Origin of the sequence: Hymenobacter sp., assembly GCF_036387835.1 — a bacterium.
GTDB lineage: Bacteria > Bacteroidota > Bacteroidia > Cytophagales > Hymenobacteraceae > Hymenobacter.
In genome coordinates, this window is sequence record NZ_DASVSY010000011.1 from 94196 (window position 1) to 108713 (window position 14518).

11 protein-coding genes are annotated in these 14518 nt (G+C 56.4%); 8 read left to right on the plus strand and 3 right to left on the minus strand.

Annotation, left to right across the window (positions count from 1 at the left end; genetic code table 11):
- Positions 1-190: 190 nt before the first annotated feature.
- Both VF639_RS02675 and VF639_RS02680 read left to right on the plus strand, forming a co-directional pair.
- A complete protein-coding gene (locus tag VF639_RS02675) occupies positions 191-1942 on the plus strand; it encodes a helix-hairpin-helix domain-containing protein (RefSeq protein ID WP_331144336.1) in 1752 nt (583 codons plus the stop codon).
- Positions 1943-2028: 86 nt separating this feature from the next.
- Entirely contained in the window at positions 2029-3087 is a 1059-nt protein-coding gene (locus VF639_RS02680) for a glycosyltransferase family 9 protein (protein ID WP_331144337.1), read from the plus strand.
- Between the two features lie 104 nt (positions 3088-3191).
- On the opposite strand, the gene VF639_RS02685 is transcribed toward VF639_RS02680, so the two are convergent.
- Complete coding sequence (locus VF639_RS02685) at positions 3192-3824, minus strand: IS110 family transposase (protein WP_331144338.1); 633 nt, start codon at positions 3822-3824, stop codon at positions 3192-3194.
- On the opposite strand from VF639_RS02685, the gene VF639_RS02690 reads away from it, so the two are divergent.
- The 6 genes from VF639_RS02690 (at position 3810) to VF639_RS02715 (ending at position 12488) form a co-directional block, all read left to right on the plus strand.
- The gene (locus tag VF639_RS02690) at positions 3810-3998 is read left to right on the plus strand and encodes a hypothetical protein (protein WP_331144339.1); all 189 of its coding nucleotides are present in this window, start codon (positions 3810-3812) and stop codon (positions 3996-3998) included. The genes VF639_RS02685 and VF639_RS02690 overlap by 15 nt on opposite strands.
- 304 nt (positions 3999-4302) lie before the next feature.
- On the plus strand, positions 4303-4506 hold the full coding sequence (locus tag VF639_RS02695; RefSeq protein ID WP_331144340.1) for a hypothetical protein: 204 nt from the start codon (positions 4303-4305) through the stop codon (positions 4504-4506).
- Between the two features lie 268 nt (positions 4507-4774).
- The gene (locus VF639_RS02700) at positions 4775-11254 is read left to right on the plus strand and encodes a T9SS type A sorting domain-containing protein (protein WP_331144341.1); all 6480 of its coding nucleotides are present in this window, start codon (positions 4775-4777) and stop codon (positions 11252-11254) included.
- Positions 11255-11435: 181 nt separating this feature from the next.
- Positions 11436-11747, plus strand: a complete 312-nt coding sequence (locus tag VF639_RS02705; RefSeq protein WP_331144342.1) for a phosphoribosylpyrophosphate synthetase — start codon at positions 11436-11438, stop codon at positions 11745-11747.
- A 3-nt stretch (positions 11748-11750) separates the two neighbouring features.
- On the plus strand, positions 11751-12212 hold the full coding sequence (locus VF639_RS02710; protein WP_331144343.1) for an OsmC family protein: 462 nt from the start codon (positions 11751-11753) through the stop codon (positions 12210-12212).
- A gap of 12 nt (positions 12213-12224) precedes the next feature.
- Entirely contained in the window at positions 12225-12488 is a 264-nt protein-coding gene (locus VF639_RS02715) for a UBP-type zinc finger domain-containing protein (RefSeq protein ID WP_331144344.1), read from the plus strand.
- Here VF639_RS02715 and VF639_RS02720 read toward each other — a convergent pair.
- Positions 12470-12793 carry a hypothetical protein gene (locus VF639_RS02720; protein ID WP_331144345.1) on the minus strand — a complete coding sequence of 108 codons (324 nt, stop codon included), beginning with the start codon at positions 12791-12793 and terminating at the stop codon, positions 12470-12472. The two genes, VF639_RS02715 and VF639_RS02720, sit on opposite strands and share 19 nt — an antisense overlap.
- 146 nt (positions 12794-12939) lie before the next feature.
- Entirely contained in the window at positions 12940-14220 is a 1281-nt protein-coding gene (serS, locus tag VF639_RS02725) for a serine--tRNA ligase (RefSeq protein WP_331144346.1), read from the minus strand.
- Positions 14221-14518 lie beyond the last annotated feature (298 nt).

Below are 14518 nucleotides of genomic sequence, written 5' to 3' on the forward strand. Positions count from 1 at the left end.
GGCAACTGCCTGTACGCCCTGCTAGATGCGCTGGAGTAGGTAGAGGCCTGATGGTTCAACGCACCAAAATGCTTTCGTGTGGTGAAGGTAGAGAATTCAAGACCGGGATGCAGATAGCCTTGTTCAGAGCATAGCTCGTTAAAGAACAATCACTCGTAACAATCCGCTACCAGAAATTACCTTTGTCGCTATGGACAACCGCGCCCTCACGCGTGCTTTTCGGCTGGCCGCCCAACTGCTGGAATTGCATGACGAAAATCCTTTTAAAATCCGGGCCTACGAAGGCACGGCCAGCGCCCTCGAAGCACTGAGCTTTCCGGTAGCCGATGTAGAACGCCACGGCCTACCCGACCGTACCGGCCTCAGCAAAACGGCCGCCGCCCGCGTAGCCGAAATGCTGGATACCGGCACTTTCGAGGAACTGACGCGCCTGCTCGCCGCTACGCCGCCCGGTGTGGTAGAACTGCTTGGCGTGAAAGGTATCGGCCCCAAAAAAATTAGGGCGCTGTGGAAAGAGCTTGGCATTGAAAGTCCGCAGCAGCTACGCGAAGCTGCCGAAAACGACCAGGTAAGCAAGCTGAAGGGTTTCGGCCAAAAAACGCAGCAAACTATTCTGGAGGCCCTGGAGTTTTCGGCTGAAAGCCGCGGCAAATTGCTTTACCCGCAAGCCGAAGAGCTAGCCAACGACTTGCGCGAGCGTTTGCAGGAAACTTTGTTCACCGAGCAAGTGGCGGTGGTAGGGGAGGTGCGCCGCCGCCTCGAAACCATAGAAACGGTGGCCCTGGTAGCGGCTACCGCGCAGCCCACCAAGGCGCACACCCTCCTCAACCAGCTTGATGGCCTCACGGCCGATCCGCTGCGCTCCGGTCCGTTTGCATGGCGGGGTATGGCTACGGCCTCCGGGGTAAAGGTGGAAGTGCTGCTGGTAAGCAAAGAAGATTTCACCAACGAAGTCTTCCTGCACTCGGCCGCCGAAAACCACCTTTCCGAGCCGCTAGCCGACACCCCGGCCGGGCCGCCCACTACCCTGCGCCGCCTGCTGCATCAGGAGCGGTTCTATCAGGAAGCGGCCATCTATGAGAAGGCCGGCTTGCAATACGTAGAGCCCGAAATGCGCGAAGGCTTGGGTGAACTGGCTTTGGCAAAAGCGCACCAGCTCCCCAAACTGCTCGAAGATTCGGATCTGCGGGGCTCGTTGCACAACCACAGCAACTACTCCGACGGCAACCACAGTCTGCGCGAAATGGCCACTTTCCTGCAAGGTCAGGGCTACGAGTACCTTGGCATCTGCGACCATTCGCAGGCCGCACACTACGCCAACGGGCTCAGCACGGAGCGGGTGCGCCAGCAGCAGCACGAAATCGACGAGCTAAATCAGGAACTGGCGCCGTTTCGCATATTCAAAGGCATCGAGTCGGATATTCTCTCTGATGGTTCGCTCGATTATCCGCCCGCCGTGCTCGAAACCTTCGACTTCATTGTGGCCTCGGTGCACAGCAACCTGCGCATGGACGAGCGTAAAGCCACTGCGCGCGTGCTACGGGCCATCGAAAACCCGTATTGCACCATGCTCGGCCACCCCACGGGCCGGCTGCTACTGCGTCGCGAAGGCTACCCCCTCGACCACAAGGCCGTCATCGATGCCTGCGCCAAGCACCACGTTATCATCGAAATTAATGCCAACCCCTGGCGCCTCGACCTGGATTGGCGGTGGGTGCACTACGCGTTGGAGCAGGGCGTGCAGCTCAGCATCAACCCCGACGCGCACCACACCAATGGCTACGCCGATATGCGCTACGGCGTGTTTATGGGCCGTAAAGGGGGCCTGACCAAAGACATGACTTTCAATACCAAGTCGGTGAGCGAAGCAGCCGACTACTTTGCCAAACGCAAAGCCGATATCAAGCCCCCCTTGGAATTCAAGGATTCCCTGTTTGGCTAGGAGTGAGGAGATAGGAGCTAGTAGTTTATGGATTCTCATTCCTAGCTCCTGTCTCCTGTCTCCTAGCTCCTGTCTCCTCGCTCCTCATGAAAATCCTGATCCTGCGTTTCTCTTCTATCGGGGATATAGTGTTGACGACGCCCGTTATCCGGGCTGTGAAGCAGCAAGTACCGGGCGCAATCGTGCATTTCTGTACCAAGCCTGCTCATCGGAGCTTTATGGAACCCAATCCATACCTCGACAAGGTGCACTACCTCACCGGCTCGTTGAAGGAGCTGGTAGCCGAGCTGAAAACCGAGAATTTCGATTTCGTCGTCGACTTGCACCATAACCTCCGCACCACCATGCTGAAAGCACGGTTGGGCGTGAAGTCGGCCAGCTTCGACAAGCTGAACCTGCGCAAGTGGCTGCTCGTGCAATTCAAAATCAGTACCATGCCCCGCGTTCATATCGTGGATCGGTATTTGGCCGCGGCGGCGCAGTTAGGAGTGAAAAATGATGGAAAAGGGCTGGATTATTTCATTCCGAAAGCCGACGAGGTAGATCTAGCAACCTTGCCTGCCGGCTTTCAACGCGGTTATGTGGCGTTTGCCATCGGGGCACAGCATGCCACTAAGCGGCTGCCGGTGGAGCGCATTATCGAGTTGTGTGGGCAGTTGCGGCGCCCCGTAGTATTGCTTGGTGGTTTCGAAGACGAAAGCACGGGCCATATAGTGGAACTGGCTTTCGAGAAGCAAGCGGCCACCTCGCCGCCCGCTCCGGCGCGCATCCCGGATAGTCCGTATTACTTCTCTGGCACGCCCGCGCCTCAGCTGCAAACCACTATTTATAATGCCTGCGGCCGGTATTCGCTCAATCAGTCGGCGTCGCTGGTGCAACAGGCGCAGCTGGTAGTTAGCCACGACACGGGCCTGATGCACATAGCGGCGGCGTTCCGCAAGGAAATTTTCAGCGTATGGGGCAACACGGTACCGGAATTCGGCATGTATCCTTACCGCACCGAGTTTCGGGTGCTGGAAGTGCGTGGATTGCCCTGCCGTCCGTGTTCTAAAATTGGCTACGAGAAATGCCCTCAAGGCCACTTCCGTTGCATGCGCGACATCAAGTTTGACCTGGATTTGCCTCAGACGCAGGATGGGCGCTGAGCCTAAGACAGAAGCAGGAGTGCACTAGAGATTTTATTCTATGCCTCAGGTGAAAAGGTGTTACCACCCTTGGACTGCTACGCCACTACTTCGATTTCTATGGTTCAAACAAGGGCAGGCGCATAATTTTTGTCATAATTTCGATCTTGCTGGACGCAGGCAAAAATGAGATGGACGAGTTTATTGCGCACGAGTAGCTTGTTTTTGCCTTCGGCTACTTTTCGGTCATAGTAGGCTTTGAGCGCCGAGGAAAAGCGCACGGCCGTGAGGGCGGCCAGGTGCAGCAGCGTTTTCACCTGCTTGTTGGCCTGGGTGCTCACGCGGGGCCGCCCCTTGTACTGGCCAGAGCTGCGCTCGAAAGGCACCACGCCGACGTAGGAGGCGTAGTGTTTGGGGTCGGCTCTGTCTTGGAACTCATTCGTAGTGAGCAGGATTTCTACGGCCGTGACTAGGCCCACGCCCGGCACGGAGGTGATGCGCTCGTAGCGGTGGGCTAACGCTGTATCAGCGGCTATCAGGGCCTTGATGGCCTTTTCGATGGCCGCCAAGTCTTGGCGCAGGGCCCTTAAAGAGGCGGAACAGCCCTGTTGCTCTGCCTGCTGCTCGGCCGGCGACAAGAAGCCCTCGCTGCTGCTCAAGGGGGGCAAGACTTGGAGTACGCCCACCAGGCGGCGACGGCGGGCTATGAGCCGGTCGAGTTCGGCCAGCACTAGGCGTGGCGCTTGGTAGAGGCGCACCCAGTCCACGAAGCGGGCGGCGTAGGCGTCGATGCGCCAGGCATCGACGGCATCGGTCTTGCCACGCCGAAGTCCCGTGGCGGCATTGATTTGGGCGGCGTGTGTTCCCGGTCAACCGCTGTTCGCTACCTCGCTACCTTGTTCATGGGCTTTGCTGCCCGAATTTCTATTTGAGGTGGGCGCACAAGCCCCGACGGGTCCTGAATCGGACTGTAGGCTCGGAACCTGGCAACTTGGTTAGGGTAGCCCGTCGGGGTGGTTGTCCGAAAACAACGTCAAAGGTGCAGGACCGCTTCTGGGTTTTATCCTGCCGCACAAACCTAAAGGCCACTTGGGTTAGCTGGCAAGCATTGCTTTTGGTACCGCATCAAAGCAAAGTAAGTTTCTTGTTCTTGGCGTAATAGGATAGCCACTAAGCTGATTGGTTACTGTAGAGCCCGCTGCGGATACAAAACCGACTTCTTGAACAGCTTCTTAGTTGAAACTGGCGACACAAAATAAGTGGCGCTTGACACTTGGTAGTTTTGCCAGAGTCCAAATTCCAGTTGCAAGCCGAGGGATGCAGTATGGCAAGTGGAATTTTGTTGTCATCACCCTGATGGCCGGTTCTGCTGTGGAAATCGAACACTTAGATGCTGAAAGTAAACAGGTCATAATGAGTTGGATAGAATTAACTGAATAAGAGTGTTGAATACGAATGAAGGATAATTCCACTTAATATATAAGAAAATGGATGTTATATCCAGCTATAGTGTTATTCCTGATATGAGAACTAGAGAGTGCTTTAAAGAAGGATAATGAAGCATTTATATTACTATAAGCGCATTTTATATGTATTTTTATGTAATATTTCTATATATTAGACAATTTCATAATCTTGTTCCTGATTGGGAAAGTCAACATCTCAATTATAGTTGTTGCTTGATTTTTTATAATTCTACCTATCAGAAATGACATCACTTTTACGGCATACGTTGGGGCTGCTACTTGTGGCTGCAGCCAAACTGCTTGTTCCGGATTTGCTACTCGCGCAAGCCGCTTGTAGTAGCACCTACAACACCACTACCGTTCCTACAGCAGGCGGTACGTCTGGTCTCTTCGCAGAATACTATGCCGGAGATTTCCGAACAGGGCAAAACGAAGCTAATCCCAACACATTCTTCACTGCCAACACAGCGGGGCAAAGTGGAATAGCACCACAGCTGAACTACCGCAGTCCGTCGGCAAGTAGCTATGTAGTGTTTCCCGTGACTTCCCCTCCCGCAACCGGAGCAACTGACCCTGACCTATTCAGCGCCCGGTATCGGGGGAGTATCTACCTGGAAGCTGGTGCTCCTTACACCTTCTACATGAGTCGGGATGATGCCTCGTACTTATTTATAGGGCGCGAAGCGGCATCAACGACTCCTACGGCTAGCCGGGCCCTTATCAAAAATGATGGTACCCGGCAGTACACCGCTTCCGCGACGGGACTACACGACATGCAGGTGCTTTTTTGGGAAAACACCGGCACCGCCATACTCCGCATGGAGTATTCGGGTGGGCCACGCAACTTGGCCCGGCAGGTGATACCCCAAACGGCCTTGTGCGCCGGCCCGTCGGGAAAAACCTATGCTATTAACGAAGCGCCTAGCGTTGACGATGTTACCAATGCGCAGTTGCTTTCCAACGGTACGCGCGCCGCGCTGAATCCGGGCTTCTCGGGCTTTGATGCAGACGGTAGCATTGATTCTTACACCATCACCTCCTTGCCAGCCCAAGGTACGCTGAGCTACAACAACAGCACGACCACTACACCCAACTACGTAGCCATTTCCGCTCCCTTTCCGGTGTCGGTGGCTAACCTAGGCCGGCTGGCCTATACCACGCCAACCAGCGCCACCGGTACGTTCAGCTTCCAATACCAAGCCACCGACAATCAGAACGCGGTGAGCGGAAACACGGCCACTTACAGGTTGCCTGTAAACACAGACGTAGCCGACCTCTCCACTACGCTGGCCTCACCGGCTACCGCGCCGCAGGGAAGCTTGGTGTATTTCACGGCTACCATCAGCAACGCAGGGCCGGCCAACGCTACGGGTATTATTCCGGTCATCTATCTGCCAGCCGGCCTGACGGGTATCTCCCTCTCGAATAGTGGTACTTATAACAGCAGCAACGGACAGGCAACGTGGGACCCCATCAACCTGAACAACGGCCAGTCAACAACCCGCAGCATCGCTTTCACGATGCCTGCTCAGCCGGTATCGGCCAGTGCGTCGTCTGATGCGCCGCTTTATTCAGATGCCAACACCAGCAACAACGTGGGCACTGCTTACACGGCCCCGACACAAGTAGCCGACGTAGCAGTGGCCATCAACGGTCCGACGCGGGTAGTAACCAATCAGACCATTACCTACACCATTGTAACTACCAACCAAGGGCCTAGTGCTGCTGCCAGTGTCACGCCCTCCGCTAAGCTGGTAACAGGCTTGGCCGGCATTGTGGTATCAAACGGTGGTTCGTATAACGCCACGAGTGGTCAGGTAAGCTGGCCAACGGTTACCACCTTGAACGTAGGCGACTACTTGGCTTACACCGTCCGCTTCAACGCTTCGGCTACGGTGGGCACTACCGTCACGGGGGAAGGATCGGCCACCAGCAACACGGCCAACGGTGACCCCGCAGCGGCCAACAACGACGGCACCAACGGGCAGGCTCGAATAGCCACGGAGATTATCAGCACCACTGCGGCTGCTACTGAATGCGTGAACCCTGAAATTCCAGATCCAGGCTTCCAGGCCACTCCCAACACATACTATTCAACCACTGGGGCGGTAAGCGCGGGTGCCACTACGCTCACACTAGGAACCATTCTGAGCAGTGGTAACCAAAAAGCGGTGCAGCCCGGCGACTTGATTGTAATTATGCAGATGCAAGGTGCCGAGCTGAACACAACCAATACTGATGCATACGGTGACGGTATCGACGCGAATAATGCAGCTATTGGCAACCTACAGAATGGTAATTTCCGGGCCGGTTTGTACGAGTATGCGGTGGTACGAAGCGTTAGCGGCAATAGTGTCACGCTGAATACTCCCCTGATCAATAGCTACGTTTCGAGTGATGCTACGGCTATCCAAGGACAACAGCGTTACCAAGTGATTCGGGTGCCGCGCAACGGCACTTTGACCCTAACAGACAATATAAGGGGTGCACGCTGGGACGGCCGGGCTGGCGGCGTGGTTGTGCTGGATGTTAGCGGGACGTTGAATTTCAACGGCAAAACCATTGATATGGCGGGTAAAGGCTTCCGTGGTGGAGCTGGACAGCAATTCGGAGGCAATGGTAGTATCAACGACAGCAACTACCGGCACAGCAATACGCTCAACACTAGCTCCAACAAAGGAGAAGGAACAGCTGGTACGCCCCGCTACCTTAACGACGCGGATAATTTCGCGGCTTTCCGGGCGGGCACGGCCACTACACCATTCCTCGACACCCAGGCCAGCGGCCTGCTGCCGGCTTCCGTAACCGATGGCTACCCCAACGGTGACCGGGCGCGCGGCGCACCAGGCAATGCCGGCGGCGGCGGTACCGACGGTAACCCCGGCGCAAACGACCAGAACAGCGGCGGTGGTGGCGGTGGCAACGCCGGGCGTGGTGGCAATGGCGGCAACGCCTGGGACTCCAACGACCCCAGCGGCGGCTACGGAGGGGCCGACTTTACACAAGCCACCCCAAGCCGCCTGATTATGGGTGGCGGCGGCGGCGGCGGCACCAACAACAACGGGACAATTGCCAGCACAACCACTTATCCGGCCAACACCGGAATTCCGGCAGCTGGTGCCACCAACGCAAATGGGGTGCCGCTAGGAGGCTTTACCAGCTCGGGCGCTGCCGGTGGCGGTATTGTGCTGGTGCGGGCTGCTAACCTAACCGGTTCCGGCACTATCAACGTAACGGGCGCCGATGTGCCTTACGTGCCGGCCAACGATGGCTCGGGCGGCGGTGGTGCCGGCGGATCAGTATTGCTGCTGATAAACGCCGCTAATGGTAACCCCAACAGCACCATCCTGCAGAATATTACAGTACTGGCCAACGGAGGCAAAGGTGGTTCGAATACGGGCGGCGGCTCACCCCACGGCCCAGGCGGCGGCGGGGCCGGTGGTGTCATCTTCGCTTCGTCGCGGCTGAATGCCGCTACGGTTTCCAATCCGGGGGCTAACGGCACTACGTTCAACTTTGAAACCTATGGTTCGGGTGTAGGTGCAGCCGACGAAGGACAGGCCCAAACGGGTGTAACCCGCGCCGACGTGCCCAACCAAATTTCGGGCTGCCCCGCCGACGTAGTAACTACGCTTACGACATCGGCCGCAACTTCCGCCCCAGGTACTACAATTACCTTCACCCTGACCACTGTTAACAACGGTCCGGGTGTGGGTTTGAACGTAGTGCCGACCCTGACGCTCGTACCTAATCTGCCGGCTTCAGCCTTCACCAACCTCGGCGGTGGTACTTATGACGCTGCTACGGGAGTTGTAACCTTCCCAACTACCAGCCAGCTTAGCACCAGTACCACTCTTACCTATGCCGTTACGTTCAGGATGCCCACGGAAACGGTTATCGGGCAGGCAGCCTCAACTGCCGATGGCGACCTAGACCCCCGTACGGCCAACAACGATGGTACCAGTACCAATGCTCGGGTGCGGGTAGAGCCGATCTTTGCTATATCCGGGCGGGTTTTCGATGATGTAAACTACGGCGGCGGCCGGGGCCGTAACTACGCCACCGCAGAAGCCAGTGCCTTAAATTCTGGCGTACCTGCCGGTGTCAGTGGTTCGGCTACCGGTAGTGCCGGCGTCCGCGTAGAGCTTTATGACAGCAATGGGGCGCTGGTAGCTACTACCACCAGTGGTGCCGATGGCTTGTATGGCTTCTCGAATATTATTTCCAGCAACCGCACCAGCTACACCCTGCGCGTAGTCAACAGCACGGTACGCTCGGCTCGCAACGAGCAGGCCAGCGGCGTATTGCCAGTGCAAACATTCCGCGTAGACAACGGCAGGGCCGACCTGGAGCGGGTAGGGGGCGAAGCACCCGAAAAAGTGGATGCCGCCGCTAACCCCGGCAACCAAACCCTGACCGAGCTAACCCAGGGCAGCAACACGCCTCAATCTATTGCTGTGATAATATTCGGCCCCTCAGGGCGGGAAACTGGCGTGGATTTCGGTTTTAACTTCAGCACTATCGTTAACACTCGGGATGCTGGCCAGGGCTCGTTGCGGCAATTCATTGCCAACACCAATGCCCTGCCCAATTTGCAACTCGACCAAGCGGCGGCTTCCAGTGGTGGCTCTGACCCAGTGGCTGGCGTTGAAACCAGCATCTTCATGATTTCGGACGGACGAGCACACAACGGTCTGCGGGCCGGGCTGGTTAACCAGCTCACCATTGGAGTAGCCAGCATTGTGCTCAACACGGCCACCAATGGCGCCCTGCCTGCTCTGACGGATTCTCGAACGGCCTTGAACGGTACCACCCAAACTCAGAACGTAGGCAACACTAACACCGCTACTTTAGGTACGGGCGGTACTGTGGGCGGTTCTGCGTCAACGGCTACGGCACTCAGCCAAGTAAGCGGCCCCGAAGTTCAGCTGGTAGGCACACCCGGTCAGATCAACTCCGAGTACGGCCTGACTTTGTCGGCTGCCAGCCTCTCGGTAACGGGTTTCTCGGTGTATGGCTTCGGCAAAACGGCCGGTAGCACCACGGGCGCCGACATCTACGTTACGGGCGACGCTATTACCGGCACGGTAATTACCGGCAACGTGTTGGGAGCTGCCGCTACCGTCACTTTCCAGGACCCAGGCGCTAGCCTGCGCAGCCCTGGCAGCGGCATCTACCTCGCCAATTTCAACAGCACCACACTCGGTAGCGTAGCCGCTACCATCACCAACAACCTGATTGGCTTCCACGGAGGCAGCGGCATCGAAAATCTGGCTAGCGGTTCTCCAACCACGCTGCTTGTTCAGAACAACGAAATCCGAAGCAACGCGCAAAGCAATGCCAGCGCCGACGGTATTCATATGGGCAGCTACGGCGGCACGGTAAGCGGCAACTTATTGATAGCCAACCAGGGCACGGGGCTGGATCTGCAAGGCACCACGGGCAGTGTAACCATGAGCGGTAATACGGTACAGGCAAATGGAGCGAACGGCACAGCCACTGCCGGTATTCGCCTTGATGGCGCGGGCAACGTGGTACTTCAGAACGTACTCAGTTCCAACTCCGGGGCCGGCGTACTGGCAATGGCTACCACCAGCGTGAGCACCATCAGCCAGAACAGCACCACCCAAAATGGCACGTTAGGTATCGACTTGCTGACTTCTTCGGATGATCAGCAACGAGGCACTAGCTCCTACGTGACGCGCAACGACGACAACGACTCGGATACTGGCGCTAACGGCCTGCTTAACATTCCGGTGCTCACCCAAGCCGTGACGGATGCCACCAATTTGATATTGACTGGCTTCGCGCCTACCGGCGCTTCCCTGGAGTTTTTTGTTCCGAGCGTGAGTGGCCAAGGCTTCGGCCAAGGGCAACTGTATCTGTTCACACGCACTGAGGGCACAACCGGCGCGGCAACCAACACCAATACCGACACCGATACCGGACGCAGCAACTACTACGGCCGCGTCAATGGGTTCGACCACGGTGCTGAAAGCGCTGCCAGCCGTTTCACGTTCCGCATTCCGTTGAGCAGCTTAACGGCCGACCAACGGACTGCCATCAACGCAAGCAATTTTTGGCTAACGGCAACTGCTACCACTGCTACCGGCAGCAACAGCTCCACGTCCGAGTTTTCAGGCAATATCCAGGTGATGCCAAACCGGCCACTGCCCGTTACGCTGGTTGCTTTCACAGCCCAAGCAACTGGCAACGATGCGTACTTAGCTTGGCGCACTGCCCAGGAGGTTAACAGTGATTATTTCGCAGTAGAGCGCAGCTTAGATGGCCTCACCTTCCGGGAGGTAGGCCGGGTAGCTGCTCAGGGAACTACCGCGCAGTCGCAGAGTTACATTTTAACTGATGCCGGCGTGAGCCAGCAGGCACAAGGCCGGGTGGTATACTATCGCCTGCGCCAAGTAGACAAGGATGGTACTAGCGTTACGAGTGCCGTACAAACGGTGCGTTTCACTGCTTCAGCAACTCTGGCGGTATACCCTAACCCCACCAGCGGCTCCGCAATGCTTGATCTGACAAGGCTGCCGCAAGGTGAATACAAGGTGCAGGTGCTCGACGCTGTTGGTCGGGTGCTGTACAGCACGCAGGCACCCGGCGCGGCCGAAACGCTGCTACCCGCCACGCAATGGCCCCAAGGTACCTACCTGATCCAGGTAACCAACTCCACACTAACCCCACAAACGCTGCGGCTGATACGTCACTAGACCGATGCTGTAGGCAACAACCAAAAAAATGGCCACCCGATTTTCGGGTGGCCATTTTGGTTTAGAACTCCTTTGCCAGCCTGCCAAAGATGCCTGTTACCAAGCAGGCGGTAGGTTGCCCGGCAACAAGGGAAACAGAACAGGAAGTTGTACCTTTTCACCTCACCCTCTCCTCCGTCTTATGAGCCAGCAATCCTACGACGCCCTGGTACAGGCTATCCGGGACCTGCAAAAGCGGGGCTATCAGCACGATTTTAAGGTCGTGGAAGGTGGTCTTCATTGCACCGACCTGGACCTGCGGCTGCATCCAGCTGAATTCCAGGTGCGCGCGGTGTACCGCTTTGAAGGCCCCACCGACCCCGGCGACGAAAACGTGCTGTATGCCATTGAATCCATGCAGGGCGTGAAGGGCTTGCTGGTGAGTGCCTACGGGCCTTACTCGGAACCACTCAACGACGAGCTAATCCAGAAACTAAACATGCCTCAAGCTTAAGCCATGACAGACACGCCCGATAAAGCAGTACTAGTGAAAGTAGGCCCGGATGCATTGGTGGCTGATGTGCAAGCCGGCCGGCATACCTGGTTCATAGACGAACCCGTTGCAGTTGGCGGCCAGGACCGTGGCCCCACCCCCTACGACTTATTGCTCTCGGCCCTTGGCGCGTGTACCGCCATTACGCTGCGCCTCTATGCCAACCAGAAAAAGTGGCCGCTCGAGGCTGTTGAGGTGCGTTTGCGCCACCAGCGCGTCCACCGCCAGGATTGCGAAAACTGCGAAAAGCCGGGCGAAATGCTGGAAGAAGTGCAGAAGGAGCTGCGCCTGATCGGGCCACTCACCGAGGAGCAGCGCCAACGCCTGGAAGTTATTTCGCAGAAGTGTCCGGTGCAGAAAACCCTTATGAGTGGCCTGCACATCGTCACCAACCTAGTGCCCGCCGACCAATCCTTCGCCAATTAAACCGCCCGTGCCATGGCTATTTGCACTCACTTATCGGCCCTCGAAACCCTGATTCCAGCCTCCCAATACGCCTGCCCCGAGTGCATAGCCCTCGCGGATACGTGGGTGCACCTGCGCGTTTGCCAGACCTGCGGCCACGTCGGCTGCTGCGACTCCTCGAAAAACAAGCACGCCACCAAGCACTTCCGCACCACCCAACACCCCGTAGTTGTCTCCGCCGAGCCGGGCGAGCAATGGGCCTGGTGCTACGCCGATACTCAAATGGCGGAGTATTGAAAAGAAAAATTCTTTAGTCTTAAACTATCTAAGACATTTAAAAACTGCACTTCACTGAGCGGACGACTTATAGCAGCTTCCACTCTAGGATCCCCTAAGTATGATGGTATATCCTTGGCTCTGATGATATAGTAAAAGTTGCCTTCTGACTCTGCGAAAATAAAATCATTTGTATATCCTACTCGCTCTACATTTGTAATTCTTTCCACCATGACAGCTTCTGGTAGCTCGTAATAAAGCGTTTTATACGGAGCGGCAGGGTCAGATGAAACATAATATGGGCCAGTTATTTTCTGCTCGCTCATGTCAATACAAGAGGAGAAGAACAGAAAAAGACAGTACAGCATTAAAGTATTGCTCCTCATATAGTAATTTAACTAAGCCGAAAGAAAGAGGTGCTTGTTTGGTTTCCAAGATCAAACAAGTACCTCTTTTGACTAGATCTTACAAATTACCCGATCTTGCTGAACCCGCAATAAGTGTGCAACGCCTCTGGCAAATGAATGCTACCGTCTTCCAGCTGGTTGTTTTCCAGCAGCGCGGCTACAATGCGCGGCAGGGCCAGCGCCGAGCCGTTGAGCGTGTGCAGCAGTTGGGTTTTAGCTCCTTCCTCGGGACGGTAGCGTAGCTTCAGGCGGTTGGCCTGGTAGGTTTCGAAGTTGCTGGCCGAGCTTACTTCCAACCAGCGGCCTTGGGCGGCACTCCACACTTCCAGGTCGTAGGTGAGGGCGGAGGTGAAACCCATGTCGCCGCCGCAGAGGCGCAGCACGCGGTAGGGAAGCTCCAGCTTTTGCAGTAGGCCTTCGATATGGGCCACCATTTCTTCGAGAATGGTGTAGCTCTGCTCGGGCAAGGCAATCTGCACGATTTCCACTTTGTCGAACTGGTGCAGGCGGTTGAGGCCGCGCACGTCGGCACCCCACGAGCCGGCTTCGCGGCGGAAGCAGGGCGTGTGGCCCGCGTTGCGGATCGGCAACTTATCCACAGGCACTATTTCGTCGCGGTAGAGGTTGGTGATTGGTACTTCGGCTGTTGGAATCAGGTAGAGGTTGTCGCGCTCGTCGTGGTACATCTGGCCTTCCTTGTCGGGTAGCTGGCCGGTGCCGTAGCCCGACGCTTCGTTCACCAGAATGGGAGGCTGAATCTCGGTGTAGCCAGCGGCGCGGGCTTCGTCCAGAAAAAAGTTGATGAGGGCGCGCTGCAGGCGGGCCCCCTGGTTTTTGTAAACCGGAAAGCCGGCGCCCGTAATCTTGTTGCCTAGCTCGAAGTCGATAATGTCGTGCTTCTTGATTAGGTCCCAATGCGGCAGGGCTGTAGCCGGCAGCTGCGGCTTTTCGCCTATCTCCCGCACCACTTCGTTGTCTTGGGCGGAGCGGCCTTCGGGTACGCTGCTGTGGGGTAGGTTAGGAAGCTTGTAAAGGGTTTGCTGCAAGGCAATTTCCACTTGCGCCAACTCGTCGGCGTGGGATTTGGTTTGCTGCTTGATTTCGGCAGTGCGCACTTTCAGGGTTTCGGCACCGCCTTTGTCGCCTGCTTTCATGAGGCCACCAATCTGGCGGGCTAGCTCGTTGGCTTCGGCCTGAGAGGCATCGTGGGCAGTTTGCAGGTCTTTGCGGCGTTGGTCGAGGCTAAGTATGGCCTGTACGTCAGCTTCCGCCGTTTTATAATGTTTCTTGGCCAAACCGGCCAGCACCAACTCGGGGTGCTCTCTGAGAACGGAAACTTGCAGCATAAGGCAAAAAACACGGATGAAGATCGGCGTAAAAATAGACCCTAGATTTTGCAGATTAAACGCTTCCCGTAGATTACCTTAAATTCAGTTAACCAAACGCCCACTAAGCTGCGTAGAAATAGAAACTAGCAGCCCAGGGCAAGAAGAGGTAAGCTGCCAGAACGGAGCGAATAAGGAATTCGCGCAGGCGCAAAAAAATTTTCGTTCGGTAATCCAGTGATTTTTGGCTTGTACAAGCACCGGATCCTTGCGCCATCCTGGCGTAGTGATGAGCTAGCTTACTTGGCCATCATTCTAA

Coding starts and splice junctions, on each gene's coding strand:
- VF639_RS02675 (WP_331144336.1), top strand. CDS start 191: ATGGACAACCGCGCCCTCACGCGTGCTTTTCGGCTGGCCGCCCAACTG.
- VF639_RS02680 (WP_331144337.1), top strand. CDS start 2,029: ATGAAAATCCTGATCCTGCGTTTCTCTTCTATCGGGGATATAGTGTTG.
- VF639_RS02700 (WP_331144341.1), top strand. CDS start 4,775: ATGACATCACTTTTACGGCATACGTTGGGGCTGCTACTTGTGGCTGCA.
- VF639_RS02705 (WP_331144342.1), top strand. CDS start 11,436: ATGAGCCAGCAATCCTACGACGCCCTGGTACAGGCTATCCGGGACCTG.
- VF639_RS02710 (WP_331144343.1), top strand. CDS start 11,751: ATGACAGACACGCCCGATAAAGCAGTACTAGTGAAAGTAGGCCCGGAT.
- VF639_RS02715 (WP_331144344.1), top strand. CDS start 12,225: ATGGCTATTTGCACTCACTTATCGGCCCTCGAAACCCTGATTCCAGCC.
- VF639_RS02720 (WP_331144345.1), bottom strand. CDS start 12,793: ATGAGCGAGCAGAAAATAACTGGCCCATATTATGTTTCATCTGACCCT.
- serS (WP_331144346.1), bottom strand. CDS start 14,220: ATGCTGCAAGTTTCCGTTCTCAGAGAGCACCCCGAGTTGGTGCTGGCC.